General features: G+C 63.3%; 25 protein-coding genes. 12 read left to right on the top strand and 13 right to left on the bottom strand.

Annotation, left to right across the window (positions count from 1 at the left end; translation table 11 throughout):
* Positions 1 to 164: 164 nt before the first annotated feature.
* Positions 165 to 1,412 carry a PepSY-associated TM helix domain-containing protein gene (locus tag AC1RJW_RS16655; protein WP_493045911.1) on the bottom strand — a complete coding sequence of 416 codons (1,248 nt, stop codon included), beginning with the start codon at positions 1,410 to 1,412 and terminating at the stop codon, positions 165 to 167.
* Positions 1,413 to 1,650: 238 nt separating this feature from the next.
* Between AC1RJW_RS16655 and AC1RJW_RS16660 the strand changes: the two genes are divergently transcribed.
* The 5 genes from AC1RJW_RS16660 to AC1RJW_RS16680 all read left to right on the top strand — a co-directional run bounded on the left by AC1RJW_RS16660 (position 1,651) and on the right by AC1RJW_RS16680 (position 5,744).
* Entirely contained in the window at positions 1,651 to 2,481 is an 831-nt protein-coding gene (locus AC1RJW_RS16660; protein ID WP_493045913.1) for an alpha/beta fold hydrolase, read from the top strand.
* Positions 2,482 to 2,492: 11 nt separating this feature from the next.
* Positions 2,493 to 4,028 carry a hybrid sensor histidine kinase/response regulator gene (locus AC1RJW_RS16665; protein ID WP_493045915.1) on the top strand — a complete coding sequence of 512 codons (1,536 nt, stop codon included), beginning with the start codon at positions 2,493 to 2,495 and terminating at the stop codon, positions 4,026 to 4,028.
* 28 nt (positions 4,029 to 4,056) lie between these two features.
* Complete coding sequence (locus AC1RJW_RS16670; protein ID WP_493045917.1) at positions 4,057 to 4,578, top strand: hypothetical protein; 522 nt, start codon at positions 4,057 to 4,059, stop codon at positions 4,576 to 4,578.
* A gap of 98 nt (positions 4,579 to 4,676) precedes the next feature.
* Positions 4,677 to 4,982, top strand: a complete 306-nt coding sequence (locus AC1RJW_RS16675; RefSeq protein ID WP_493045918.1) for a hypothetical protein — start codon at positions 4,677 to 4,679, stop codon at positions 4,980 to 4,982.
* Positions 4,983 to 5,045: 63 nt separating this feature from the next.
* Complete coding sequence (locus AC1RJW_RS16680) at positions 5,046 to 5,744, top strand: aspartate/glutamate racemase family protein (protein WP_493045919.1); 699 nt, start codon at positions 5,046 to 5,048, stop codon at positions 5,742 to 5,744.
* A 98-nt stretch (positions 5,745 to 5,842) separates the two neighbouring features.
* Here AC1RJW_RS16680 and AC1RJW_RS16685 read toward each other — a convergent pair whose 3' ends face one another.
* The 5 genes from AC1RJW_RS16685 to AC1RJW_RS16705 all read right to left on the bottom strand — a co-directional run bounded on the left by AC1RJW_RS16685 (position 5,843) and on the right by AC1RJW_RS16705 (position 10,551).
* A complete protein-coding gene (locus AC1RJW_RS16685) occupies positions 5,843 to 6,682 on the bottom strand; it encodes a DUF3037 domain-containing protein (RefSeq protein ID WP_493045920.1) in 840 nt (279 codons plus the stop codon).
* Positions 6,679 to 7,419: a HipA family kinase gene (locus AC1RJW_RS16690; protein WP_493045921.1), complete on the bottom strand. Its 741-nt coding sequence runs from the start codon at positions 7,417 to 7,419 to the stop codon at positions 6,679 to 6,681. Before AC1RJW_RS16690 ends, AC1RJW_RS16685 begins: the two co-directional genes overlap by 4 nt.
* Positions 7,420 to 7,585: 166 nt before the next feature.
* Positions 7,586 to 8,803: an MFS transporter gene (locus AC1RJW_RS16695; RefSeq protein WP_083287090.1), complete on the bottom strand. Its 1,218-nt coding sequence runs from the start codon at positions 8,801 to 8,803 to the stop codon at positions 7,586 to 7,588.
* A gap of 295 nt (positions 8,804 to 9,098) precedes the next feature.
* Positions 9,099 to 9,515: an SRPBCC family protein gene (locus AC1RJW_RS16700; RefSeq protein WP_493045922.1), complete on the bottom strand. Its 417-nt coding sequence runs from the start codon at positions 9,513 to 9,515 to the stop codon at positions 9,099 to 9,101.
* Between the two features lie 19 nt (positions 9,516 to 9,534).
* The gene (locus AC1RJW_RS16705; protein WP_493045923.1) at positions 9,535 to 10,551 is read right to left on the bottom strand and encodes an aldo/keto reductase; all 1,017 of its coding nucleotides are present in this window, start codon (positions 10,549 to 10,551) and stop codon (positions 9,535 to 9,537) included.
* A 103-nt stretch (positions 10,552 to 10,654) separates the two neighbouring features.
* On the opposite strand from AC1RJW_RS16705, the gene AC1RJW_RS16710 reads away from it, so the two are divergent.
* Positions 10,655 to 11,557, top strand: a complete 903-nt coding sequence (locus tag AC1RJW_RS16710) for a LysR family transcriptional regulator (RefSeq protein ID WP_493045924.1) — start codon at positions 10,655 to 10,657, stop codon at positions 11,555 to 11,557.
* 27 nt (positions 11,558 to 11,584) lie between these two features.
* Here the strand turns inward: AC1RJW_RS16710 and AC1RJW_RS16715 are convergent, their stop codons facing one another.
* From AC1RJW_RS16715 to AC1RJW_RS16730, 4 genes are all read right to left on the bottom strand, one after another.
* Positions 11,585 to 13,834, bottom strand: a complete 2,250-nt coding sequence (locus AC1RJW_RS16715) for a hypothetical protein (protein ID WP_493045925.1) — start codon at positions 13,832 to 13,834, stop codon at positions 11,585 to 11,587.
* Between the two features lie 260 nt (positions 13,835 to 14,094).
* Complete coding sequence (locus AC1RJW_RS16720) at positions 14,095 to 14,568, bottom strand: DUF6328 family protein (RefSeq protein ID WP_493045926.1); 474 nt, start codon at positions 14,566 to 14,568, stop codon at positions 14,095 to 14,097.
* Between the two features lie 88 nt (positions 14,569 to 14,656).
* Positions 14,657 to 15,364, bottom strand: a complete 708-nt coding sequence (locus AC1RJW_RS16725; RefSeq protein ID WP_493045927.1) for a hypothetical protein — start codon at positions 15,362 to 15,364, stop codon at positions 14,657 to 14,659.
* Positions 15,365 to 15,473: 109 nt separating this feature from the next.
* The gene (locus AC1RJW_RS16730) at positions 15,474 to 15,686 is read right to left on the bottom strand and encodes a hypothetical protein (protein WP_034751103.1); all 213 of its coding nucleotides are present in this window, start codon (positions 15,684 to 15,686) and stop codon (positions 15,474 to 15,476) included.
* A 262-nt stretch (positions 15,687 to 15,948) separates the two neighbouring features.
* Here AC1RJW_RS16730 and AC1RJW_RS16735 point away from each other — a divergent pair, with 262 nt between their 5' ends.
* Entirely contained in the window at positions 15,949 to 16,368 is a 420-nt protein-coding gene (locus tag AC1RJW_RS16735) for a YidB family protein (RefSeq protein ID WP_131686128.1), read from the top strand.
* 53 nt (positions 16,369 to 16,421) lie between these two features.
* On the opposite strand, the gene AC1RJW_RS16740 is transcribed toward AC1RJW_RS16735, so the two are convergent.
* Both AC1RJW_RS16740 and AC1RJW_RS16745 read right to left on the bottom strand, forming a co-directional pair.
* Entirely contained in the window at positions 16,422 to 17,519 is a 1,098-nt protein-coding gene (locus tag AC1RJW_RS16740) for a LacI family DNA-binding transcriptional regulator (protein WP_493045928.1), read from the bottom strand.
* 167 nt (positions 17,520 to 17,686) lie between these two features.
* On the bottom strand, positions 17,687 to 19,759 hold the full coding sequence (locus tag AC1RJW_RS16745; protein WP_493045929.1) for an Ig-like domain-containing protein: 2,073 nt from the start codon (positions 19,757 to 19,759) through the stop codon (positions 17,687 to 17,689).
* Positions 19,760 to 19,937: 178 nt separating this feature from the next.
* On the opposite strand from AC1RJW_RS16745, the gene AC1RJW_RS16750 reads away from it, so the two are divergent.
* The 5 genes from AC1RJW_RS16750 to AC1RJW_RS16770 all read left to right on the top strand — a co-directional run bounded on the left by AC1RJW_RS16750 (position 19,938) and on the right by AC1RJW_RS16770 (position 24,485).
* A complete protein-coding gene (locus tag AC1RJW_RS16750; RefSeq protein ID WP_493045930.1) occupies positions 19,938 to 21,188 on the top strand; it encodes an Hsp70 family protein in 1,251 nt (416 codons plus the stop codon).
* A gap of 84 nt (positions 21,189 to 21,272) precedes the next feature.
* Positions 21,273 to 21,902, top strand: coding sequence for a 3'-5' exonuclease (locus AC1RJW_RS16755; RefSeq protein ID WP_493045931.1), 630 nt, complete (start codon positions 21,273 to 21,275; stop codon positions 21,900 to 21,902).
* A gap of 176 nt (positions 21,903 to 22,078) precedes the next feature.
* Positions 22,079 to 23,467 carry a tetratricopeptide repeat protein gene (locus AC1RJW_RS16760; protein WP_493045932.1) on the top strand — a complete coding sequence of 463 codons (1,389 nt, stop codon included), beginning with the start codon at positions 22,079 to 22,081 and terminating at the stop codon, positions 23,465 to 23,467.
* A gap of 101 nt (positions 23,468 to 23,568) precedes the next feature.
* Positions 23,569 to 24,045 (top strand): DUF4262 domain-containing protein, encoded by a 477-nt coding sequence (locus tag AC1RJW_RS16765; protein WP_493045933.1) that lies wholly within the window; start codon positions 23,569 to 23,571, stop codon positions 24,043 to 24,045.
* Entirely contained in the window at positions 24,042 to 24,485 is a 444-nt protein-coding gene (locus tag AC1RJW_RS16770) for a DUF6386 family protein (RefSeq protein ID WP_493045934.1), read from the top strand. Before AC1RJW_RS16765 ends, AC1RJW_RS16770 begins: the two co-directional genes overlap by 4 nt.
* 18 nt (positions 24,486 to 24,503) lie before the next feature.
* On the opposite strand, the gene AC1RJW_RS16775 is transcribed toward AC1RJW_RS16770, so the two are convergent.
* The gene (locus AC1RJW_RS16775; protein WP_493046057.1) at positions 24,504 to 26,291 is read right to left on the bottom strand and encodes a GGDEF domain-containing protein; all 1,788 of its coding nucleotides are present in this window, start codon (positions 26,289 to 26,291) and stop codon (positions 24,504 to 24,506) included.
* Between the last annotated feature and the right edge of the window lie 109 nt (positions 26,292 to 26,400).

Raw genomic sequence — 26,400 nt, forward strand, 5'->3', positions numbered from 1 at the left:
AAGCGCGCAGCGCAGACAGCCGGCGTGTGCCGGCGACTGTGGTGCAAAGTGCGGAGGTGCGAGGGGCGTTGCGCGTTGTGCACGATCGTGCCGGCGGCAATGCGTGCGGCGCAGGCTGAGTCAGTCCGCCTGCGCCCTTATGAAGTGGCTACTTGAGGCGGGTGTCAGCGGCTTTTCGCCTGCAGCCGGCGTGCGCGGCGCTTTCTTTCCCAGATGACGATGCCCGTCACCGACAGCATGGCGACCATGAGGCCCATGCAGGACATCAAAATACGCCCCGGCAAGCCGAGGATGCGGCCAGAGTGGAGGGGGAATTGCAGTTGCACGAAGACGTCGGCGGCCGTGCCTTCCCACGGCTTGTGCTGGCCGATGATGCTGCCGTCCATGCCGTCGACGTACAGGTTCGACAGGCCCATGCCGGCCGCGCCGAACTCGTCGGCCGGGTCGAAGAACGAGACGTTGTAGAACGAATAATTGCCGCCGTAATAAATGCCGCCGATGGGCGCCGTGATGCCGCGCTGCATGGCTTGCTTTTTCGCAATGTCCACCGCCTGCTCGAAACCGATGACGGGCGTGATGTAGCTGCCGTACGGCGCCGGCGTCTGCGTTTCATACGGTCCCGGCGTGGTGGTGGAGACCAGCGACATGACGGGATAAAACACTTCGCGGTACAGGTTCAGCGAGAACGACGTGAACGCGACGACGATGATGATGGCCCACACCCACAGGCCGCCCGCGCGGTGCAGATCGAAATTGAGCTTGTAGCCGCCGGCCGCCCAGCGCACCACCCACGACGGTTTCCAGCGTTGCCACCAGCTGGCGGCGTCGCGGTGGCGCGGCGCCTCGTCATGTGCGCGCGGGCGCAAACGGCGCGGCGTGGTCAGATACAAGGCCACCATGCTGTCGAGCAGCCAGATGAGGGCCACGCTCCCCATCAGCCAGTAGCCCCAGCGGTCCGTGCCCCAGAAGGCGGGCACGTGCAGGCTGTAATGCAGATGGCGCAAGAACGGCATCAGGCTGCGGCGCGACAGGGAAATGGCCGTCGAATCGCGCGTGCCCGTGATCTGCGCCGTGACGGGGTCGATGTAGACGGTGTTGTAGCCGAGCACGAACGGTTTATCCGTGGCCGGATCGGTCAGGGGGCGCACCATGAAGGCGGCCGCATGGCCTTCTTCCAGGCCCAGGGTCATGTAATTGACTTCCACGCGCGGGTCGGCGGCGGCCACCTTGTGCGCCAGCGCAAACGGCGCCTGCAGGGGGCCGCGGCCCGGGGTGTCCATGATGTCGGCGTTGAGCCATTCATCGAGTTCATGGTCCCACGAGGTGACGGCGCCCGTGAGTCCCGCAACGATGAGGAAGAGGGCGATGGTCAGGCCGGCCCAGCGGTGTATGACAGTCCAGAAAGCGCGCATGCGGTACAAACCTTCAACATGAAACCGGCTTGTTGCCGCCAGCAGGCGCCAGAGCGGCGCACAGGAAAACGCCAGGCACAGGCCCGGTAGTTTGATAATGGGAATCGTTCTCATTATCCGCTGGAGCACGGCGTTTGTCCAGCGCCAATGGTGTTGCCCAAGGTCAAATCGCGCATGTTAAGATGCTAGCAATAAATTAATTTACATTCCACATGGAAATATCCAAGGCTGAAGCGGCATGCGTATAGAAGATCGGAACAATGTCCGCGTAAGCGAACGCAGCGGTGCATCGCAGGCAGGCGCGGCAGCGACCATGGTATTCATGCACGGTTTTGGCTGCGACCAGACCATGTGGCGCTACCTGGAGCCGCTGTTCCGTCCCTGCTACCGCACGGTGCTGTTCGACCTGGTCGGCAGCGGCGCTTCGGACCTGGGCGCCTATGATTTCGATAGCTATGCGCGGCTCGACGCGCATGGCGCCGATTTGCGCCAGGTCATCCATGCCGTCGGCGGCGGCCCCGTCATTTGCGTGGGCCATTCCGTCAGCGCCATGAGCGCCTTGCTGGCCAGTATCGCCGAGCCGGACCTGTTCGCCGCGCAAGTCATGCTGGCGCCGTCGCCGTGCTATGTCGACGATGCGGCGGCCGGCTACCGTGGCGGCTTCAGCCGTGCCGATATCGACGACTTGCTCGATGCCATGGACAGCAATTACCTGGGCTGGTCCGCCGGCATGGCGCCGGCCATCATGGGCGCGCCCGGCCAGCCGGCGCTGGGCGAGGACCTGGCAAGCAGCTTTTGCCGCACCGACCCCGCCATCGCCCGGCATTTCGCGCAAGCCACGTTTTTGTCCGATCACCGCGTCATCTTGCCGCACAACAGCACGCCGGCCCTGATCGTGCAATGCAGCGACGACTTCATCGCGCCGCCGTCCGTGGGCGAGTACTTGCGCGAAACGCTGCCGCACAGCAGCCTGCACGTGGTCGAGAATGTGGGCCATTGCCCGCACATGAGCGTGCCCGATGCCAGCTACCGCGCCATCCGCCACTTTCTCGACGGCCTGCACCTGTAATGCGGGACACGATGCCTTCCTTGCCTGACGCCCATACCTTGTTCCAGCACGCGGCCTGCGGCTTGCTGCTGTGCACGGCCGACGGCACCATCGTGCAGGCGAACGTCACCTTTTGCGGCTGGCTCGGTTACGGCGCCGGGGAATTGCTCGGGAAAAAGAAACTGCAGGACTTGCTGACCATCGGCGGGCGCGTGTTCCACCAGACGCACTGGTTGCCGCTGATGCAGGTGCAGGGCAGCGTATCGGAAATCCTGCTCGACATGCGCCAGCGCCACGGGCAATCCATCCCCATGCTGTTCAATGCCGTGCGGCGCGTGCACGAGGGCGTGCGTTATGACGAGATCGCCGTCTTTGTCGCCAGCGACCGCCGCAAATACGAGCAGCAGCTGCAACTGGCGCGCAAGGAAGCAGGCGAGCTCAACGAGCAGCTGGCGGCCGCCGACCGGCGCAAGGACGAGTTCCTGGCGACCCTGGCGCACGAGTTGCGCAATCCGCTGGCGCCCATGCGCAACGTGCTGGAAGTGCTGCGCCTGGCGCCGCTGGACGACCCGCAGCTGCGCTGGGCCCGCGACGTGCTGGGACGGCAAGTGGGGCACATGACGCACCTGGTCGACGATCTGATGGAAGTGTCGCGCATCACGCGGGGGCGCCTGGAATTGCGCCGCGCCAGCGTGGAGCTGGCGCCCGTGGTGGAAGCGGCCCTGCACAGCGTGGCGGAGCTGGCGGCGCAGTCGGGCCACAGCGTGCACGTGGAGCAATGGCCGCAGCCGATCTGGCTCGACGCCGATGCCACGCGCCTGGGGCAGATGATCGCCAACCTGCTGACCAATGCCGTCAAGTACACGCCCGCCAACGGCGTCATCGGGCTGGAAGTGGCTTGCACGGATAACGAAGTACACATTACCGTGCGCGATTCGGGCATCGGCATCGCGCCCGAACACCTGGATACCATCTTCGACATGTTTTCGCAGCTGGAGCCGGCCCTGTCGCGCGCCCAGGGCGGCCTGGGCATTGGCTTGTCTCTCGTGCGCGGCCTGGCCGAATTGCATGGCGGCAGCATCAGCGCCCGCAGCGACGGCGTGGGGCAGGGCAGCACGTTCGAGTTGCGCCTGCCGCTGCCCGCCGTGCCGCTGCAAGCGCCGCCCGAGCCCAACCGCCGCCTGCTGGCCGGCACGCGCGAGGGCAAGGTGCTGGTCATCGACGACAGCGCCGACGCGGCCGAAAGCCTGGCGCTGGCGCTCGACATCCTCGGTTATGAAGTGCGCACGGCCTACGATGGCGCGGCGGGCATTGCGGCGGCGCAAACTTTTATGCCGCGCGTGATCCTGCTCGACATCGGCTTGCCGCACATGAACGGCTACGACGTGGCGCGGCTGTTGCGCAGCGAGCCCTGCGGCCAGCACGCCATCCTCGTGGCCGTCACGGGCTGGGGCCAGGACAAGGACCGCCAACTGGCGTCCGACGCGGGCTTTGACTTGCACCTGACCAAGCCCGTGGATTTTTATGAGCTCGATGCGGTGCTGCAACAGATGCTGCAAACGGGGTGAGAATGGTATTCGTAAGTCAAATGAACGCATGGAACAACTGACAGAACTTGAAATCGCCGTTTTCCAGCTGCGCATGGGTTACGCCACGGCGGACCGTTGCGTGGACTGGGCCGTGGAGCGTTTGCGCCTGGACCAGGAAGGCGACGACCTGGACGTCGTGCTGCTGGCCAGTGCCCGCGGCCGCGATGAGGTGCTGCCGCTGGCCGAGGCCATCATCGAGCGCTACCGGGGCGCACAGCGGCTCAGTGACCACTTCCTGGCGGGAAAATACATCGTCGAATTGCGCGCCGCCTACCTGGCGGGCCGGGAAAGCGTGACGTCGCTCGATGCCATCCTGACCCGCCTGTACCCGGCGCTCGATTACCCGGACTGGCTGGTCATGCTGAGCCGCAATTGCGAGTATGCGACGGACGTGCCCGACTTTGAGCAGCCGTTCGAGCGGGAGTTCAATTACGTTGCGGGCTTATGGTCCGAGGCCGGTAGTGCTGCCGAGTTTGAGCAGCGATACTCCCGCGTGACGTCGAACCGGCACGATGTGAGCCTTACCTGATGCAGAACGAACGATGAAGAAAATCGATATCTTTGTCTGTTCCGATGCCGAGATGCGCGCATGTGCCAGCTGGCACGTTTCCCGTCACCGGCATCACCTTGCCCGGCGAACTGGATTTTATGTCACTTGGGCAATTGTTGACACAGTCGACAGCGCCTGTTCTCCGGCCTGCGCTGGTGCAGGGGCGGGAGCTTTACGTGTTGACGGACGCCATAGCGCAGGCGATCGGTGGCATGGCGGCCGACGACTTGTCGGATATCGCCGTGGCGTGGGCAAAAACCGCGCCGTGGGCCGGTTCGCAGGTCAATCCCTTCGACCTGGCCGGCTTCCTAATGGAATTGCAATCGAATTGGCATCGATCCGCCACGGCGGATAAAGCATTTTTTCTCTGGCTGGACGCATGATGGGAAGCGCAAGGCTGCCGCTTTTCGCTGTATGATTTATGCAACTTTTTCACGGAAATAGACGTGCAACATAAAACGATAGGTTTAATCGGCGGCATTGGCTGGGCTTCCACCCTGGAATACTATCGCTTGCTCAATGAAATGCTGGTGGCGCGCATCGGTCCCGCGCACAGCGCGCGCATCATGCTGGTCAGCATCGACCAGGCCGATTTCGTCGCGCATGCGGCGCAGCCCGATTCCCGCGCCATCGAGCAATTCCTCGTGGCGGAAGGGCAACGCCTGCAAGGCATGGGTGCGGATTTCTTCCTGCTGTGCGCAAACGGCGCCCACCGTTTCGCCCCGGCCGTCGTGCCGCGCATCGGCTTGCCTTTTATCAGCATCGTCGAGGAAACGGCGAAGCGGGTACAACAGTCGGGCGTGCGCAAGGTCGGCTTGCTGGGCGTCAAGCAGACGATGGCGGGCCGCTTTTATCACGATGCGCTGGAGCAGCAGGGCATCGCGACGGTGACGCCCGATGCGGCCGACCAGGAGGCCGTCCACGAGATTATCTACACGGAACTGGTGCAGAATATCTTCACCGGCGCCAGCCGGAACATTTTCCTGGAGATCATTGAGAAACTGCGGCGGCAAGGCGCGCAGGGCGTGATCCTGGGTTGTACGGAAATACCGCTGCTGATCAAGCCCGGCGATGTCGACTTGCCGCTATTTAATACCACGGCCATTCATTGCGAGGCGGCGGTGGCGTTTGCCATTGCGGAGTAGGACGCCTGTCAATGTTCTCTGTGCCTTATGCATGGCAATCCGGCACGCTCGCGCACTACCGCTATCTTCAAGGTCGCTACTATTCTCAGTCGTTATTGTCAGCTTCTATCGGTAGCGAACTTGAGAATCTGACGCTCATCGTCCGCAGCCACGACCTGTACATTTTCAGCCAGCAAGTCTTGCCTAATCTCCTGGAATGCATGATAAGGCTTGGTGTTGGCTGCCGGTTGAGTAACCGGGAACAGTACTTTTGGTGGTAGTGCATTGCGTTTGCGTAAGCGCCGTACTCTGTCGACCCATTGACCGCCATGTGTGAGGATCTTGGTGCTATCGCCTTGGGCAAGATAAAGCGGCTTGATCACCCGCTCAGCTTTGCCTTCAACCATAGCGACAAAGGGGAAATTTACGGCGAAATCTTCCGTGCCAACCTTTTCACGTTGATATCGTGCGCCGACTTGCGCGTTGAAGAGAAGTTTGCGAACATTGTTTTCCAATAAACGCTCTTGATATTCTTTGGTTACAAAGTTGCGTTCGACATAATGATCAAATAGCTGCAGAAGTTTGGCCTTGGGATCTTCGGCCAGGACGACGCGCTGATCGGCAAACTGCAGCATCGCTTCTCGTGGGCGAACCACTTCAGCAAACAGATTTCTTGCGAGCATTACATCGGGCTGCGTCTTTCTGCCATCCAATGCCAAGCGCCGAAGCTCGAGAGCGAAGCGATCCATCTCTTCTTTAAAAAGTTGGCGGCCATCCAGGTAGATTTGACGGTCAAGCTGATGAAAGAATTGCGTGATACGGCCATACCGCTTCAATATGCGGAAACCAAAGAAGCGCGCTTCGGGGGCGATCAGCGCAATACCGACGTTGGCGAACTCTCCGGTTTCCACAAACGGGCGAAATCGCAACAGAGCATATTGGCAGGCGAACTTTTTCATGGGGTATTCCAAAAATCTTCTTGGCAGCAACGCTGCAGGCAGGTCTCGATTTCATCCCACGTCACATCTGCTGGTACGCCATCATCAACATACCACCAAGAGTCGGGTATGTTAGCACGGATGCCCGCCAATCTTCGCAGAATTGCCTCTAACTTGCCTGCGTAGTGCTCGCGTTGAAGATGGTCGCTAAAAATGTCGTTCCACCTGCTCGCAAACACATGCGTTTTCAGGAAGTTGCTCGGATTGAAATGCCGATCAAACGCTTGGTTATGGTCGATCACGACCAATTCTGAGTTCTGCATGTCCCAAAGCAAGTTAGGATTGCCGCCACGTTCGGTCAAATGACGATCTTCGTTATGCAACCACCAATCAAAAACCAACACATCGCTTGCCAGTTGATCCTGCACAAGGTCTCGTGTGATCGCTGTCAGCTCTTGTGGATGTGGAAGTTCTCTCGAGGCAAATACTATCCCGCTGCCGAGTTGGCTGATATTGGGAAATGCATTTGCCTCAATGAGTTCCTCAGCCACTTCTGCCAATGCATATTCTGCAATCGGAAGGCCAAATTCCGTCGCCAGCTGCGCCGAGACCCACTCGCAAATCTGGCTGCGTCGACCAGCCCCCTTGCCTTTGATAAAGTAAATCGCTCCGTCGTCGCCTCGGCAAATAAATGGCTCGGTTATGCCTTGCTGCGCCCGTCCGAGAACCTCGTCAATGAAGATGGTCGCTGTATTCACAGATGCCAGCTTTCAGATTTGTACCTGGCGATGACTGCTTCGTTCATGGCTGCACGCTTCATCATGTAAAGAAATCGGATGCGCAGGAGTTGCGAGATCCGATCTATATTCATGATATAGGAAATGATAACTATACAGAGAAAATTATCCTACCTATGCACAAGCATCAAGCCGGCTGCACACCGCCCACATTCCGGCTGCGGTTTTCCACCAGCACGGAAATACCGAGCACGACGATGCCGCCGCAGGCCAGCATGGCGCCCACCCAGCCCGTCGAGCGCAAGCCCATGCCCATGGCGATGGCGATGCCGCCGGCCCAGGCGCCCAGGGCGTTGGCGATGTTGAAGGCGGAATGGTTGAGGGCGGCGGCCACGGTTTGCGCGTCGCCGGCCACGTCCATCAGGCGCGTCTGCACGGCCGGGGCGACGGCGATGCCGGCGCCGATGGCGAACAGGTTGATCGCAGTCAACCAGACATTGCTGCTGGTATAGGTAAACGCGGCCAGCGCGGCCACGTTCCACAGCAGCACGCCGAAGATGGTCCACAGGCGCGAGCGGTCGGCCAGCCAGCCGCCGATCAAATTACCCACCGTCATGCCCACGCCGATGATGGCCAGCAGGATCGAGATGACCAGGGGCGAGACTTTCGTGATTTCCAGCAAGGTTGGGGTAATAAACGTGTAGACGGCGAACATGCCGCCGAAGCCGATCGCCACCATCAGCAGGGTCAGCCACACTTGCAGGCGGCGGAACACGCCCAGTTCGCGGCGCGGGCTCGAATCGCCGGCGGCGACCATCGGCACGAAGATGCGCACCATCAGCATGGTCAATAAACCCAGCGCGGCGACCAGCAAAAAGGCCGAGCGCCAGCCCAGGGTCTGGCCGATGTACGTGGCCAGGGGCACGCCGAAGATATTTGCCACCGTCAAGCCCATCAGCACGCGGGCGACGGCCTGGCCGCGCCGGTCCGGTTCGGCCAGGGCGGCCGCCACCAGGGCTGCCACGCCGAAATACGCGCCATGCGGGATGCCGGCCACGAAGCGGGCGACGACCAGCAAACCGTAGTTGGGGGCGATGGCGCTGAGCAAGTTGCCGCCAGCGAACATCAGCATCAAACAGATCAGCATCAGCCGGCGCGGCATGCGCGCCAGGAAGATGGTGATCAGGGGCGCGCCGATGACCACGCCCAGCGCGTAGGCGCTGATCATGTGGCTCATCTGCGGCAAGGTCGTGCCCAGGTCGTCGGCCACCACGGGCAGGATGCTCATGGAGGCGAATTCGCCCGTGCCGATGGCGAGGCCGCCGATGGCCAGGGCCAGGTCGGCATAGCCAGCGCCAAAAGGCGCGGTGACGCGCGGAATCAATGGGTCTACGGAGGCGTGCATATTCTTGTTGGTTGGGTAAGGATGTGACTGGGTGGAGAGGCGCGCTGTGGCCCGGCCGGAAGTGGCAATGCGCCACCAGAGTCGACGGCTGGCCGGTATTTTCGGGCTATAACAACTGCCCAAGGACAACATTGTAAAAGATTCGGGCAAGCTCTGCTGGGCGATGGCTAAAATCTGCTGCATTGCACACAACAGCGATGGCGCTTGTTGTTAACGATAACACGGAATGCGCGCGTTTCCGCCACAGGGCAAGCGAAGAAAACCTGGCTGTGGCGGAAATGGTCTTAGCTGCGCCTTACTTCGCCAAGGATTGCTGCAGCGCTTCCAGGCCCGCTACATAGATGCCGTGGAACAAGTCGGTTACTTCCTGTTCGCTCACACCCACGGGCATGAAGCGGCCGGACCAGGTGACGCGGGCGCCAGCGCCGCCCGCCAGGGGTTCAACCTGCAGGGTCGACAGGTAATCCGTGGCGGGAAACGGCGCCTGCAGAATCGAATAGCTGTAGCTGCGCGCCGTGTTGTCATACGCTTCCAGCTGCTCGACGATGACCTCGCCTGCCGGGGTGGCAAGGTGGCGGATGCGGCCCCCGTCGCTCAAGGTGCTGCTGGGAATGTAGGGCAGCCAGTCGGGCAGCGAGTCGAAGCCGCCGATCAGTTGCCAGACCTTTTCCGGCGTGGCGGCGATGTCGATCGAGGTGGTGGTGTGTGCCATGGTAAGTTCCTTGTCTATATTAGTTGGCGCCAGCTGGCAGCGGAGCGTTGGCCGCCACCAGCTGCTCGGCGCGCATGTCGTGCCAGAAGGCGGCGGGGATGACGCTGTGCAAGGCTGCCAGGTCTTCGGCCAGGCGCTCGGGACGGCTGGCGCCGGGGATCACGGCGGCCACGGCCGGATTGGCCAAGGAAAATTGCAGGGCGGCCGCCTTCACGCTGACGCCATGGCGCGCGGCAATGGCCTTGATGCGTTCCACTTTGGCAATGATCTCGGGCGAGGCCTTCTGGTATTCGAAGTGCGCGCCGCCGGCCAGGATGCCCGAGCTGTAGGGGCCGCCGACGACGATGTCGACGTTCTGGCTTGCCGCGGCCGGCATCAGCCGCTGCAGCGCCCGTTCATGGTCGAGCAGGGTGTAGCGCCCGGCCAGCAGGAAGGCATCGGGCTGCGCTTCGCTTAAATCCAGGGTCAGTTCCAGCGGTTCCACCTTGTTTACACCCACGCCCCAGGCCTTGATGACGCCTTCTTCGCGCAAGCGGGTCAGCACGCGGAAGGCGCCCGTGCGGGCAATCTCGAATTGCGCCAGCCAGTTGTCGCCATGGAAGTCTTGCGCGATGTCATGCACCCAGACGATGTCGAGGCGGTCCGTGTCCAGGCGCTTGAGGCTGTCTTCGATCGAGCGCAGGGTGGCGTCGGCCGAATAGTCGTCGACGATTTTGTTCTTGCGGCCGAATTCGAACAATCCCCCTTTTTCGCCCAGTTCGCGGGCAGCCGGGTCTTCCAGCTCGTCGAGGATGAGGCGGCCGACTTTGGTGCTGAGCACGTAATCGTCGCGGCGGCGCTGCTTCAGGGCGGCGCCCAGGCGCAGTTCGGCCAGGCCGGCGCCGTAGAACGGGGCCGTATCGAAATAGCGGATGCCCGATTCCCAGGCGGCGTCGACGGTGGCCAGCGCTTCTGCTTCGGGAATGTTGCGGAACATATTGCCCAGCGGCGCCGTGCCGAAACCCAGTTTGCCTGTCAGTAAGTGTTTGATCGTCATGGTGTTTTTCCTTCAATGAGTGAGCGAATGGAGACAGAATAGCTGGACAAGTTAAGCCTGTCCAAGACATAATTGGCGCAACTTGAGTCCTTAAAGGTCTGATATGCTGGACATACGCCAATTGCAATACTTCATCGCCGTCGCCGAGGAAGAACATGTGGGACGGGCTGCCGAGCGCCTGCATATTTCCCAGTCGCCGCTGAGCCGGCAAATCGCCCAGCTCGAAGACAAGCTCGGTTTGACCCTGTTCGAGCGCAGCGCCCAGCGCATCCGCCTGACGCGCGACGGCCATACCTTCCTGGCCGAAGCGCGCGCTTTTATTACCCACGGGAACCGGCTGGAAGCGCTGGCCAAGCGTCTGGGACGGGGCGACGAGGGCGGCTTGTGCATCGGCTACATCGAAAACGCCATGCATGCGGGCGTCTTGCCTGACGGCTTGCGCGCCTTGCGCGCCACGCGGCCGCAAGTCCACGTGGCGCTGTACAACCTGCATTCCGCCGAGCAGATCGAGGGCTTGCGCCAGCGCAGTCTCGACATCGCCTTGCTGTGCGAACCGCCGCTGCCGAACGACCCCGACCTCGACTGCGCGCAGGTGCTGAGCGACCCCATGCTGCTGGCCTTGCCGCAGACGCACCCGCTGGCGGCCAAGGCCGAGCTGACCCCGGCCGACCTGGCGGGCCAGGAGTGGATTGCCGTGCTGCACAAGGAAAGCGTTCTGAAACACGATAACTTCATCGCCGCCTGCGCGCGCGCCGGTTTTACGCCCGATATCCGCATGGAAGCGACGGAGCCGCTGACGGCGCTGGGCCTGGTGGCGGCCGGGCTGGGCATGGCCATGATCCAGCACAGCCTGCGCCAGCACGCGCCGGCCGGCGTCGTCGTGCGCGAGTTGCCTTGGTTCAGCTACCGCACGCCCTTGTGGCTGGCCTGGCACAAGGTGAATCTGCGTCCGCTGGTGGGGATCTTCCGTGCAACCCTGCTGGAGCAGGCGGGCGCGCTGGCCTGACGGGGCGCCCGCCTGACCGGCCTGGCATCAGACGCTGCCGGGCCGCGGAGCGCGTGGCGTAGCCTTGGCGATGACGGGGACATCCGTCAGCCTCGCTTTCAGGCGCGCAAACTGCGGCCAGCAGGGGATGGCCAGCTTCTGGACTTGCTGCGCTTGCCGCTCGGCTGGCAGCTTGCTCCAGGAATCGACATGCAGGTGTCCGTTTTTGATATCGATGCTGTAACGGGCCGTGTACAGCGCTGGCGTATCCTGCACTTCGAACTGCCAATGGTCTTCGTTCCTCTTCTTCGTCACGCTACGGTGATGGATGCTGGCGAACAGCGTGCCATCCTTGCATGGGGACAGCGATCGAATGCCGATCAGCGGCGGGTAGGTCCTGGTCTTGCGTTGCCTGTCCCACCACTTGTTTTCCTCATGGGCATCCCTGTCGCCGATCAGCGCATCGGGCGAGTGCGTCATCCACCTTGGCTTGTCGATCTGCCCGCGCAGGCAGCTGATGACCGAGGCGTGCGTGGCGCACGCCATGCCCCATGGCCCGAAAACCCAGAGAAAGTACGGGTCGACGTCGATGCCGCCATAGCTGCCCCACGGAGACGGCACGTAGCGCAGTGTGTTTAAATAATCGACATAAATGTCGCCGGACGAGGCGAGCGCGCCATACAGGATGGCATGCTCTTCTCCCTTGCCTTGCAGCAGCTCTGGCGGCATGGCGTCCCCGTGCGGATCGCCAGGCAAGGTGGCGGGCGGGTGGTGAAGCGCGCGCACATTGACGATGCCGGATTTGGTGGTCGCTTTCCAGCCGATTTCCTTCAAGGTGTCGCTGGCACCGATCGCAAACAGTTTGACGGCGCCACTGTTGCCATCATTGCGTGCCGCATACACGAACGAGGTATCGCGCTCCTTGGGGGAGGGGATGGCCCAGACGTCATGGAATTTATCCGGGGAAATCATTGCGCGGCCAGAAATGTCGACGGCGGCGGGGTCTACCCAGCCGTGCTCCATGTCTCCGTTGTCGGACAATACCCAGTGCTGGCAAAAAAAGATGCGGTAGCGGGCCTGCAGCGAGCCCGCGAATGTTCCGGGAATGCTCATGGCGAAGCGGTGGCCGCGGTCGTAAGGCCCCATTTGCAACAGGGTCCAGTCGCCAGGCTCCATGACCTTGCCACCCGTGGCAGCGTAGAGGTCGGACTTGTTCCTGTTTCTATTGTTATGCTCGTTGTTCAAGTCCCTGTTGGCACTGGCGCCGAGGTAGACGAACAGTCCCCGCGCGCGGGCCACCGGCTCGACGGCCTGCATGAAGCGCAGGATCAGATCGTTACCGTCGTCCCACAACTTCGGTATCGCCTCGACGGTGGCACTGAGCATCATCAAACGATCATAGATCGCGTCGAATTGGTGCTGGAACTTCGTGTAGTCCGGGTTCTTGCTCGAGGCGTCGTCCAGCCGTTGATTCACCACGGCAAGGTTTGCCATGGATGCCAGGGCCATGTTGGCGAGCAGGGAGTCGGCGTAGGTGCGGCAGAAAACGCCCAGGATTTCCGGCCATTGGGGCAGTTCCTGGGTTTTCGGGTCCTTCAGCCATTCCGCGGTCGCCCATTTCCTGTATAGCAGGGAAATCTTGTCGTGCGCCTTGTTGATGGAAACGAGACAGGTATCGAGACCTTTGTGGAACGTCCTGAGGTCCTCTTCCGTTTTCATGGGAAGTTGCAACAGGAGTGGCAGGTCTGCCCGCATGCGATACACGGTGCGCGTATATTCGTCGACGACATTGGCATGCTCTTGCGCATTGCGCAGTTTTTCGTCCGCGTTCAGCCCCTTGATCGCCTCGATGATCTGGTCCTTGAGGGAAGGCTGCTCTTCCCCGAAATACGTGAGGAGCTGGCCGACGAGGCCAAACAGCGCCGCAAACGCCACGCCATACGGACCGGCGGCGACGGAGAAGCCGGCGAGTATCTGCATGCCGGAAGCGCAGATAGTCATCAGCGCGGCACTGCCGTTGATATGGTCGCCCGCCTTGAAGGCGGCAGACGCGGACAGCATGGCGTCGACCATGTCCGGCAGGTTCTTGTCGATGGCATCGAGGATGTCCTTGGCATCCTTCCTGGCCTTGCCGCTTGATTTCTCGTCGTGCAAGGTGCGCAGCGCATCCTCATACGTCGTCTGTATCTCGCGGGTTGCCGTCGCAATGATCTGGATCTGCTTTTTTTCCTTGGTCGATTGCGCATGCAGGTTCATCAGCGCAAGCTGTCTCTTGATTTGGTCGGGATCGGCAGTCAAGTTGTCATCCTTTCATTGCGGCGCAAGCGCTTGTTGGGAAAAGAAAAATATTGCTTCTAGACTAACATGGGCGGCTGGGCGCAGAGGCAACATTTAATGGCAGCAAGCCAGCGCAGCGGCACGCGGCGGCCGGCACGCTGGCGCCACTGGACGAAGGAATGGGAGGGCATTGCCATGTTGAAGGGCAATATTGTCATGCAGTAAATTAAAACGGCTATGCTTTCGCTAGTCAGCCAGCGCTGGCGGCAGCGCCAGCCCGCCTATATTTTCCTGCTGCGCTTCAAGTGCAGGGGCAGCAGCCACCACATGCAGACGATCAGCGTGCCCATCAGCACGCTGGCGACGATGCCGGGCAGGTGGCCGAAGACTTCCGACATCACCAGATTGGTGCCGAGGATAAATGCCAGCGCCAGCGAAAAGGCGCCGCACATCATGATGCGGTCGGCCACGCGCTTGAAGCGTTCGCGGTCTTGCAGGGGGCGCATGACGCGGTGCTGGATGGCCGGCGCGCTGAGCAGCACCAGGCTGGTCATGGACAGGAAAAACGTCAGCAGGAAGACGATCTTTTCCGCCTGCACGATCTTTGCGAAGCCGCCGTTGAAGGGCAGGATGATGAGGAAGGCCGTCAGCATCTGCGCACCCGGCAAGAGGATGCGCAATTCGCTGAGCAGGTCGGACAGGTCGCCTTCCTCGCCTGGCTGATTATTGTCGTCATGTGGCGGGCTGTGCGGCATGGCGCTATTCCTGTTGGTGGCGATGGGGCCAGTCTACGCACAGGCGGCCAGGCCGACTGTGGGCGGGCGCACCTTCAGACGCATTGCGTCAGAACCAGTGCGGGTAGCGTTGGCGCAGCCGCCACAAGGGCGTCGAGACGATGGCCGCGGGACTGTGCGAGGCGTCGTGGCCGCAATGGCCGCAACTGTGGCGCCGGTGCGGCGCCAGGGCGAAGTCGCCCAGGTCCAGGTGCGGGTGGCCGCAGCGGGCGCAGTCGCTGCAGCCCAGCGGTGCGCCAGCCTGCAAGGCGGCGGCGAACGCCTGCGCGGCGGGCGGCGTGACGTTCAGTTGCACGATATCAGGAGGAAACAGGCCGGGCAGGGCGCGGCAATCGATGGCCAGCGCGGCTGCGTCGCGCGCCAGCAGGGCGCCGCCGTCATCGGCCAGGGCGCGCAGTTGCAGCAAGCCGTCGGAACCCAGGCGCAAGGTGGTGGCGTGAAAGCGGCCGGGGTCGAACAGTTCCGGGTACAGCACATAGCCCATGGGGTTGGCGTGCTGGCGGCAGCGCATCTGCCGCGACGCCTGCCAGCCGGCCACGTCGGCCTGCGTGCCCCAGTAGCACTGGTGCGTGCGGCACCAGTGGCGCGCCGCGCCATTGCGAAACTTTCCGGCTGGCAGCAGATCGCACACGATGACGGCGTCCTCGCCCGCGCCGGCGCGAAAATGGCCCGTGATGTGGGACGTGGCGACGGCAAGATGGCCCGTGCTCGCCTGCAGGGGCCAGCAGATGCCGGGCAGGGTCAGCGGCGTGGCCAATGGCGCCTCCCCGCGGCTAGCGGCTTGCGAGCCGATAGTGGGCCGGCATGAAAAAACCCGCCGACTGGGGCGGGCTGTGCTGACGGGAATGCCTGCGGCATGGCCCGGTTTATTCTTCCGTATCGGCCAGGGTGACGATGGCGCGCGCCCACTTCGAGTATTTCAGGTTCGCCAGATCGCGCACGGTCTTGATATTGAACGCCTGCTTGAGCAGTTCCGCATCTTTCTCGCTCACGCCTTGCAGCGCATCGACGGGGGCATCGGCAATTTCCTTGAACGTCTTTTTTTCGTAGGCTTTGTCTACCGCTTTATTGATGTTCATGTGTTGATACTCCTCAGTAAGTAGGAAAATTAATTCTACACGGTTTTGCAAATCGTCAATTTACGCTTGCATGTTGTGCCGAACTAAATATGATGGAGGTGGGTGAGGCTAAGGCCGAGCCTGGTTTTGTTCCGCCTGTTAAATTGTAATTATAGCATTTGAATTATATATAGTATAATTGTTGTGTGTGTCGGCGACTATGCGCCGGCCTTACCGGACGCCGCTGTATGCGGCACCAATTGACAGCGTTCAGGAGAATACGATGAGTTTGCTAGATCAACTTGCAGGACAGGCGATGAGCGCTTTGGGTAACAAGGGTGCGGAGGGGGAAGCCCCGTCGGGACTGATGGCCAGCGTGATGGACCTGGTCAACCAGCATGGCGGCTTGCCCGGCCTGCTGCAGAAATTCCAGGAAAGCGGCCTGGGCGACCAGGTGGCCAGCTGGATCGGCACCGGCGCCAATGCGCCCGTCTCCGGCGACCAGATCAAGGATGCGCTGGGCGCCGACACGATCACCCAGATCGCTGAAAAAGCGGGCGTCGCCCCGGACGCGGCCTCGGGCGGCCTGGCCGCCTTGCTGCCCCAGCTGATCGACAAGCTGACGCCGAACGGTCAGGTGCCTGAAGGCAATGACCTGGTCAGCCAGGGCTTGAATATGCTCAAGGGCAAGATCTTCGGTTGATATTCATTGCCGCAGAACTCAAAAACCTCGCAGCGATGCGAGGTTTTTTGTTTTCAGGCGGCGGCCATCATGCCGAAACGCTGAGGTTCGCTGGTCAGCCTGGCCGTACTCCCCTCCACCAGATAGGAACAATAGCGGCGCCGTTCGGCGATGCCGCCGCGCCGTTCCATCAGCTCGCCCAGCATGGCGACGGCATCGGCGGCCATCTTTTGCACGGGCTGGCGCAGGGTGGTGATGTCGTAGCTGAGCCAGCCCGATGCTTCCAGCGCGTCGAAACCGGCCACGGACATCTGCAGCGGCACCTGGATGCCCATCTGGTGGCGCGCCGTGTCCAGGCAGCCGATGGCCATGATGTCGTTGCCGCAAATAACGGCGTCCGGCACGCGGCCCAGGCGGTCGATGACCTTGCGCAAGCCTTGGCCGCCGCTGGCGTAGTCGTAGTTGCCGCTGACGACGATGGGCGCGGGCAAGCCCAGCGTGAACAGCCGGTCCAGCACGCCGGCCTTGCGTTCCTGCGCCACGGCCGAGTCGCCGGGGCCGTCGATGACGGCGAACTGGCGGTGGCCCGCCTCGGCCAGGCGCGAGACGAGCAGGCGCGCCGCTTCCGCCTGGTCGCACAGCACGGCATGCACGGCGTGCTCGCGGGGGCTGCGGTTGAACAGCACCAGCGGCACGTCGCGCCGGGCGAACTCGGCTATCTGCTCGTCCGACAGGCAGGCGGCCACGACGGCGCCATCGACCTGGTATTGCCACACATCGCTCAAGACCTTGCCGACGTCCGCTTCGCGCTCCAGGGTAAACAACAATAAACGCTTGCCCTGGCGGGCGATTTGCTGGCTCAGGTCGGACAATACTTGCGGATAGTACAGATTGGCCAGGTTGGAAATGATGACGGCCACCAGGTTCGAGCGCCGCGTGATCAGGCTGCGCGCGGCCGCGTTGGGGATGTAGTCGAGGCTGATGGCCGCCTGCATGACCTTGGCATGCGTGGCGGGCGAGATGCTGGCGCCCGGCTTGAAGCAGCGCGACACGGCCGATTGCGACACGCCGGCCAGCAGGGCCACGTCATACGAAGTCACGCGCCGTCCGGCGCCGGGCATGGCGCGGGTGGCGGTGGCGGGTGTCCGGGCTACAGTATTCTTTTTTCGCATATTGGTCTGGCAAGCAACCTGTCTCAAAGTATTCCTGCAGGCCCGGCCGCTTGTGGCGGCCTGGGCGGGCAGAATGAGCATAGCGTAAAAGATTGCCGTATAGCAAGACTGTTTTCTTAATCATGTTGCAAAAAATATGACTGAATGGCAAGTGGTATGCATGCCCCTCAATCAGGACTGTCGCAGGGGCCGCTGCCATAGGGGCTGAGGCGTCCCGGCGGGTCCACGCGGCGGGCGCTGAAATCGCCGGCCAGGGTGGGTAATGGAAAATCCGCCGTGGCGCTCGCTTCCGTGCCGCTGACGGTGCCCCGCACAGTCAGGGCGATGTCCACCCAGGAAGCAAAGTTGCGCGGATAGCTGATGGTGACGGTGGCCATGCCCAGCACATCGCTCAGGCCGCTGGCGCTGACGGTCAGGGGGATGCCCGGGTCGAGCACGCCATTGCCGTTGCGGTCGTAGGCGGCGTCAAAGATTCCGTTGCGCAAGACGTCTTCATTGGCGCAGCTGTAGCGGGGCAGGGCCAGGCGCCAGACACCCGTGTCGGGGAATTCGGGCTTGTCCGCCTGCCACACGTAAGATCCCTTGGCATAGCGGCTGGGCCAGGCGGCGGCCGTGATGGCGACGCCCGGCACGGCATTGCCGGCGCTGTCCGAGACGAACACGGCAAAGTCCTTTTGCAGCACGCCGGCCGAATATTCGCGCAGCAGGCTGCCCGTGCCCAGCTTGATCGACAGCGCTTGCCGCGCCACCGTCAGGCGCACGAGGGCCGTGGCCGCCGCTTGCGGGGCGCCTTCGATGCGGGCCTGGATCAGCACGCCGTCGCGCCCGCTGTCGGCCGGCCCCGCCACATACACGGCGCGCGCCAGGCCGTCGCTGCCCGTCGGCACCCGGCCCGCCTGACGCAGGTAGCCGCCGCTGGGATCGCTCAAGATGGTAAACACGACGGGCGCATTCTTGACCAGGTTGTTCGCCGCGCCATCGCGCACCACGGCGCTGATTGTGCTGATACTGCTGCCGGCACTGTCGGCCGAGGCCGCCGAAGTGGCCGTATTGGCGCGCAGCACGGCCGGCTCCGCCTGCACGGCCAGCTTGCTGGCAGGGCTCAATGGCGCGACGAATTCCAGCCGCGTCTGCGCCGAGGGCCCGCCGGCCACGGCCGCCGTGACGGTGGCCACGCCCGCGTTGGCCGACTGCACATAGCTGCGCGGCAAGTTGCCATTGCTGAAAATCAAGCTGGCAGGCAAGGCCTGGCTGCAGGCGCTGTCGCTGAACAGGCTGCCGCGCGTGGTCGACAGGCTGACGCTGCCCGCTTGCGCCACGCCCGCCTTGTCGTAGCGCGCGTCGATGGGCTGGCACGCGAGGGTCGCCACTTCCGGCAGCACGTCCGCGCCGCTGGCGTCCTGGTTCACGGCCGGACTCAGGCGCAGGTCGCTGCCGGCCACGGCATACGCTTGCGTGGCGGCGGCGCCCAGCGCGCTGACGGACACGGCATCCTTGCCCAGGCTGCCTGCCGTCAGGCGCAGCACCAGCTGGCCTTGCGCATTGCTGAGCGCCGCGCCGCCATCCTTGACACGCACGCCGTTGCCGGCGCCCGTGCTGTAGGCGATGGCGGCGCCGGCCACGGGCCGTCTTGCCGAGTCGCGCACGGTGACGGTCAGGTCGGCGCCCTGGCCCAGCATCAAGGCGGCCGGTCCCAGCAGTTCCACGCTGCTGCCCGTGACGGCCACCGTGCCCTTGCCGCTGCGCGTGCCCACATTCGCCGTCACGGTGATGCTGCGGTTGCCGTTGGCGCCTCCGGTACCCAGCAGGGCGCGCGCCTGGCCATTCTTGTCCGTCACGGCATCGACGCTGCCGAGGATGCCGGAATCGGCGGAAAAGGAAATCTTAGCGTTTGGCAAGGCCAGGTTGGCGCCATCCTTGACGAGGGCCGTGACGGCCACTTCGCCGCCGGCCAGGCCCGCCGAGGCCAGTTCCGTGCTGGAAAACACCAGGTTGACGGCGCTGGCCAGGCTGGCCGGCTCGGGCGGCGTGACGGGCGGAATCACAGGGGGCGTTACGGGCGGCGTGACGGGCGGATTGATGGGCGGCGGCGGGCTGCCGCCGCAGCCTGCCGTGCTGTGCAGCGAGCAGCCGCCGGACGCCTGCGTATCGGTGCCGCCCCCGCCGCCGCAGCCGGCCAGGGACACGAGGAAGGCTGCCAGGCTGGCGGCGGGCAGGTGGCGCAGGGGGGCGAGGGGCATGATGGTCTCCGGGAGCTTGCCGAGTTGCTCGGCATCAATTTCCCAAGAGTAGCTTTTGCGCGCGGCGGGTACTTGATGCAAAGCAAGCTTATGCTGTTGACCGGGCCGAACGGGTTTTGCTGGTGCAATGGCGTGCGTTCTGATAACATAACGCCCCTTTATTCAGGGAAGGGTCGACATGGCCAATGCTTGCGGCGTCGATTTCGGCACGTCAAATTCCACGGTAGGCTGGGCACGTCCCGGGCAGAGCACCATGCTCGGCCTGGAAGATGGCAAGACGACCTTACCGTCCGTCGTCTTCTTCAATGCGGAAGACGAGGAAGTCAGTTTTGGCCGCGCGGCGCTGGCCGGCTATCTGGCCGGTTACGAGGGCCGTCTGATGCGCTCGCTGAAAAGCTTGCTGGGCACGAGTCTCATCGATGGCCAGACGGAAGTGGGCGGCCGCGCGCTGCCGTTCCGCATGTTGCTGGCGCAATTCATTGGCGAAGTGAAACGCCGCGCCGAGCAGTCCGCCGGCCGCGAATTCTCGTCCGCCGTGTTCGGCCGTCCCGTCTTCTTTATCGACGACAATGCGCAGGCCGACCAGCTGGCGCAGGACACCCTGGCCGAAGTGGCCCGCTCCGTCGGCTTCAAGGACGTCGCCTTCCAGTTCGAGCCGATTGCCGCCGCCTTCGACTACGAGTCGCAGATCGCCAGGGAAGAGCTGGTGCTGATCGCCGACATCGGCGGCGGTACTTCCGACTTTTCGCTGGTGCGCCTGTCGCCGGAACGGGCGAAAAAGGCCGAGCGCCGCGACGACATCCTCGCCACGGGCGGCGTGCACATCGGCGGCACGGACTTCGATAAATACCTGAGCCTGTCTTCCGTCATGCCTCTGCTCGGCTATGGCAGCCGCCTGCACAACAATAGCGAGGTGCCGTCCAGCTATTATTTCAACCTGGCGACCTGGCACACGATCAACCTGGCCTACACCAAGAAAATCTGGGTGCAGCTGGCCGACGTGTGCCGCGATGCGCGTGAGCAAGACAAAGTGAAACGGCTGCAAACGCTGATCGACGAGCGTGCCGGCCACTGGCTGGCCATGAAGGTCGAAGAGGGCAAGATTGCCCTGTCCGACGCGGCCGAAGTGCAGCTGGAGCTGGACCGTTTGTCGCCCGCGCAAAGCCTGTTGCTCAAACGCACGCAATTCGACGACGCCATCGGTCACCTGTGCGGTTCCGTGGAAGAAACCGTACTGCGGCTGCTGCGGGACGCGGGCGTGGCGCCGCAAGACGTCGACACCGTGTTCTTCACGGGCGGCTCCAGCGGCGTGCGCTTGCTGCGCGAAAAGATCGCCGCCCTGGTGCCGGCCGCGCGCAAGGTCGAAGGCGATTTGTTCGGCAGTATTGGTGCGGGCCTCGCGCTGGACGCCATGCGCAAGTTCGGCTGATAAAATGTGCATGGCGGCGTTGCCGCGTCTTGCCCGGCGCATTTTATCGATACACCCACTGTTGCACCCACGAAAGAGCGCCCCATGAATGTGTTTGACAAACCGATCGTCATGATCGACTTCGAGACGACCGGCTTGTCTCCCGACATGGGCGACCGCATCACGGAAGTGGCGGCCTTGCGCATTGAGGGCGGGCAGATCACGGACCGCTATGTGACCCTGATCAACTGCAATGCGCGCATTCCCGCGTTCATCACGGGCTTGACGGGCATCACGCAGGCCATGGTGGACAAGGCGCCGCCCGTGGCCGAGGTGGTGCCGCGGTTGCTGGACTTTATCGGCAGCGATGCCTTGTCGGCGCACAATGCCAGCTTCGATGAAAAATTCCTGCGCGCGGAAAGCGCCAGGCTGAACCTGACGCCGGCGCACCAGTCGCTCGTGTGCTCCCTGAAACTGTCGCGCCGCGTGTTTCCCGGCATGGCCAGCTACAAGCTGGGCTTGCTGTCGAGCCAGCTGGGCATTGCCTTCAAGAGCGCCGCCCACAGGGCCGAGTCCGATGCGGAAGTGGCGGCGCAAGTATTGATCCATATCGGCCGCCACCTGCGCAGCAGCTACGGCATCGCCGATGTCGACGCCGACCTCCTCGTGTCGCTGAACAAGCTGGCCGCCGCCAAGGTGCCGCAATTCCTGCAAAAGCACCCATCGCGCCGCTGATCGGCGTATCGCATCCAAGCGGGCTCATCAAAACGATATAATTTTGTTATTTCATTTGAGCCTGCTCAAGTCCTTTCCCCGCATCGAATTTAAAATTTAAGCAACACACGATTTCGCCGCCCTGGGCCGCCGTTTTGCGCGTGCTGCCGGCAAGCGCAATGTGGATGGGGGCGCACATGGACAAGCACCATACTGCCAGAGATAGCCACGAAGCGTATATCTGGTTCCGCACGGCTGCCGAGCAGGGCAATGCCTATGCCCAGTTCAACCTGGGATTGATGTACAAGAAGGGCGAGGGTGTGGCGCAGGACGATGCGCGCGCCTTTGTCTGGCTGCGCCTGGCCGCGCTGCAAGGGCTGGCTTTCGCGCAGAACCACCTGGGCGCCCTGTATTACCACGGCCGCGGCGTGGCGCAGAGCGACGAAGACGCCGTGCTGTGGTTCCGCCGCGCGGCCGCCCAGGGCGATGCCTCTGCCCAGCAAAACCTGGGGCAGATGTACCGCAAGGGGCGTGGCGTGCTGCAGAGCGACGAGCTGGCCCTGGCGTGGTTTTACCGCGCCTCCGAACAGGGCGTGGCCAGCGCGCAATCCTTGCTGGGAGAAGCCTATGCGCAAGGGATGGGCGCGAAGAAGAACGATGCGCTGGCCCTGGCCTGGTTCCGCAAGGCCGCCTTGCAGGGCGATGCGCAGGCGCAGCTGAACCTGGGACTCGTCTACAAGCGGGGCCAGGGCGTGGCGCAAAGCGACGCGCAGGCGCTGGCCTGGTTCCGCCAGGCCGCCGCCCAGGGCCTGGCCGTGGCGCAGCGGCAACTCGGCGTGGCGTATGCGGAAGGCCTGGGCGTGGCGCCCGACCAGCTGCGCGCCTACGCCTGGCTGCAGCGGGCGGCCGAGCAGGATGACGCCGACGCCCAGTTCAACCTGGGCCTGATGCTGGCGCGCGGCCAGGGCGTGGACCGGGACGAGGCGCGCGCCGTCGCCTGGTACCGGCGCGCCGCGACGCAAGGCCATTGCATGGCGCAATACAATCTGGGCGGCATGTTTGCGGGCGGGCGCGGCGTTGTCCGCGACTTGCGCCAGGCGCTGGACTGGTATGCGAAGGCGGCGGCCCAGGGCGCGTCGAATGCGCAGTTCAACCTGGGCGTGATGTATGCCAATGGCCAGGGCGTGGAGCGCGACGACGCGTGCGCCGTGCGCTGGTACCGCACGGCCGCCGAGCAGGGCGATGCCAGCGCGCAGAACAACCTGGGCGTCATGTATGCGAACGGCCATGGCGTGCCGCAAGACGATGGCCAGGCCGTGCAATGGTATGCGCGCGCGGCCGGCCAGGGCCATGCGCTGGCGCAGTACAATCTGGGCGGCATGTACAACAGCGGGCGCGGCGTGGAAAAGGATCCCGTCTGCGGCTACATGTGGCTGGCGCTGGCGGCCGAGGGCGGCGACAGCGGAGCGGCCAGGGCACGGGAGGCTGCCGCCGCCAGGCTGGAGCCGGCACAGCTGGAAGAGGCGCAGCGGCGCATGCGGCAATGGCACCAGGTGCGCTCGCCGCCGCTGCCGCCGCCCGACTGAAGCGCCGGCACCGTGCGCGCAGCGATGCGCGCCGCATGCGATAATTGCCGAAGAGCATGTCGCGAAGGCGGCGCGGTTTTCGGCACAGTGAAAGGTGGAACATGGTAAGGCAGGCAGGCGAGGATGCATCCGAGCAAAAAGTCATCGACGACATCGCCACGCATGGCTGGCATGGCGTGCATATCGGTGCCGACGAAGAAGGTCCCGGCTATGCGTTTACCATAGGCGCCGGCCACAGTTTCGGCCAGCCTGAATTCCTCATCATGGGCTTGCCGCGTTCCATGGCTCACCAGATACTCGACGTGGCGCTCGATGCCGTGCGCAGCGGCGCCATCACGGATTTCACGGTCACCACGGATGCCTTGCTGGAAGGTCATCCGTGCGCCTTCGTGCGCGTGCCCGTCGAGCAATACCGCAACTATGTCGGCTATGCGCGCTGGTATTACCAGGGCGATGATTTCACCTTGTACCAGATCGTCTGGCCGTCGCGCGATGGCCATTTTCCGTGGCAGGCGCAAGCGAGCGCGCAGTACGTGGAGAGCCAGCCTTTGCTGGGACCGGCGCCGCCGGCCGCATGACGGCAGGCATTTCCGTCCGTATTGTGACCGGCACGGCGACCTTGTGCGTGTTCGACCCGGCCCTCCTGCGCCACAAGCTCGACGATGACTGCGACTGGTGGAGCCTCCCGAGCGCGGAACTGGCGGCCGTGAATGCGGGCCAGGCGGCGTTTTTCAACATGGGCGACGACGGCGCGTATGATATCGCCTTGCACGCCGAACTTGCCGAGCCGCATGCGAGCGTGCACCTGGCCGTCGCCTCGGGCCGTGTCTTCATCGGCGCCGGGGAAGACGTCACGGGCGGCGGCCTGGAACCGGACACGGCATACGGCGGCCTGTTCGTGGACGTGCCGGCGGGCAGCTACCGCGTGCAGGCGCGCCGCGATGGCGCGCACGTCAGCCTGGCATTCGTGCCCGATGCGCGCAGCAGCAATGCGTTTGCCGACCTCGTGCGTATTTGATGCGCCGTTGAACCCTGGCTAGGCATCCATGCGCGCCACGGCCGCGCCTTGCCGCCGGTCCAGGAACAGGCTGTTGCCGTGGATTTTCTTCGCCTGTTTCTTCGCTTCCGCCGCCTGCGTGGCGATCTGATGGTGCGTGTAGTACTGGTGTGCCTCGACCTTGATCACGCCCAGCGATAGGCTGATCAATGAATAAAACACTTTCTTGCCTTGCCGGTCTTCGCTGATGTAGCCGCCCCGTTCGCAGTCGCTGCTGCTGTAGTAGGCGAGGATGGCGGCCGCGAAGTCGTCCAGCATGGCCTGGCAGCGCGTTTCCCAGTCTTCGCTCTGGAACAGGATCATGAAATCGTCGCCGCCGATGTGGCCGATGAAGTCGCGGTTCGGGTCGCAATGGCCGCTGAGGATTTCTCCCGTCAGCTGGATCACGTCGTCGCCCTTGCGGTAGCCGTACACATCGTTGAAGGGCTTGAAGTGGTCGAGGTCGCAATAGCAGACCCAGAAGCGGGCAGCGCTGTGCAGCAGGCGGTCGATATGCTCGTTGATGGGCACGTTGCCGGGCAGTTGCGTCAGCGGGTTGGCGTAGCGGGCCGCGTTGATCTGCATCTGCGTGATTTCGCGCATCAGGTCGTGGCCCGTGCCCATGCCCAGGTAGCGGCCGTGTTCGGTAATGATGAAGCCGTTGAACAGGTGATGGGCGTCGGACTGCACCATGGTGTAGCTGAGTTCCTGCAAGCTCGTTTCGTGGTCGGCGATCAGGGGCGTGGCATCCATGAACAGGCTGCATGATTTCTTGCCGTACAGTTCGCGCTGGTAGGGGCGGGCGAAGTGGTCGATCATTTCGAAGCGGCTGATCAGGCCCAGCGGCACGCCGTCATCGACGACGGGGATGATCATCAGCTTCGGTTCCTTCAGGAAGATGTCGTACACCTCGTTGTTGTTGAGTTGCGGCGAGACGGCCGCCACCCGGTGCAGCAGCTTGCGGATGCTGGCGCCGTTCTTTTCCAGGCTGCTGCGCTGCGGATACACGGCCACGCCGTTGCGCCCCAGCGCCTGCACCACTTCGGCCGGCAAGGCGCGCGCCGGCACCGCATTGGGCCGGCCCAGGTGATAACCCTGGCCGAACGCCACGCCCAGGTCGCGCAAGACCAGCAATTCCGTTTGCGCCTCGATGCCTTCGGCGATCACCAGGGTGCCCGATTTTTCCGCGATTTCCTGGATGGAGCGCACGAATTGCAGTTTCACGGGGTCATTGTTGATGCCCTGGATGAAATGCATGTCGATCTTCACGTATTCGGGCCGCAGTTCCGACCACAGGCGCAGGCTGGAAAAGCCTTCGCCCAGGTCGTCGATGGCGATCTGGAAACCCATGTTGCGGTAATGCAGCACCGCTTCGCGCATCAGCTCGTAGTCATAGGTGGGCTGGTTTTCCGTCAGCTCGATGATCACCCGGTCCGGATTGATGCCGATGTGCTCGATGTATTCCAGGGTTTCGCCATGGCGCGCATTGCGCAGCAGCAGGCATTCCGGGCTGACGTTGAGAAACAGTTTTCCTGGCAGTTGCAGCTCGGCAAAGCGCTCCAGCACCACTTGCCGGCACAGGTGTTCCACTTCCAGGGTCAGGTCGTGCGCGCGCGCTACCTTGAACAGATTCATCGGCGCGTGCAGGGGGCTGTCGGACGGTCCCCGTATCAAGCCTTCGTAGCCGATGATGTCGCCGCTGTGCATGTGGATGATGGGCTGGAACAGCGCGCTGAGCTTGCGGCCCGCCAGGATCTCGTGCAAGGCATCCGTCCCTTCGATGGTCATGCTGGCCGATGGCGGCTTCAGGTAAGCGACGTTCGATGGCGTCGCGGGGGGCGGCGCGGCGGTGGCAGAGGGGAGGGCGAGAGTGTACATAGGCGGATGTGGCGGCACG

Source organism: Janthinobacterium sp. GW822-FHT07A03 (assembly GCF_058798815.1).